The following is a 235-nucleotide window of genomic DNA, read 5'->3' as shown; positions in this document are numbered from 1 at the left end:
CGGTGTAACGAAAAAAGAGATAATTGAGATTATTACTCAACTGGCTTTCTATGCAGGTTGGCCTAAGGCATGGTCTGCTTTTAGTCTAGCGAAAGAAATTTGGAATTAATATTTTAATAGTTTGGAAAGAAGGTTCCTTTATGTCAAAAGTTATTGTGATTACAGGCGCTTCTTCTGGAATCGGCGAAGCAACGGCTAAGTTGTTAGCTTCAAAGGGAAATAAAGTAGTCCTTGG

General features: G+C 37.9%; 2 protein-coding genes. Both read left to right on the top strand.

Annotated features, from left to right (window positions below; genetic code table 11):
• On the top strand, positions 1 to 109 hold a 109-nt coding region (locus FD20_RS12830), incomplete at its 5' end, for a carboxymuconolactone decarboxylase family protein (RefSeq protein WP_162255672.1).
• Positions 110 to 140: 31 nt separating this feature from the next.
• Positions 141 to 235: SDR family NAD(P)-dependent oxidoreductase (locus tag FD20_RS13215; RefSeq protein ID WP_157060950.1), on the top strand; the 95-nt coding region annotated here is incomplete at its 3' end.

The sequence above is a fragment of the Liquorilactobacillus uvarum DSM 19971 genome (assembly GCF_001434935.1).
Taxonomy (GTDB): Bacteria; Bacillota; Bacilli; order Lactobacillales; family Lactobacillaceae; genus Liquorilactobacillus; species Liquorilactobacillus uvarum.
This window is presented reverse-complemented; position numbering and strand designations above follow the sequence as displayed.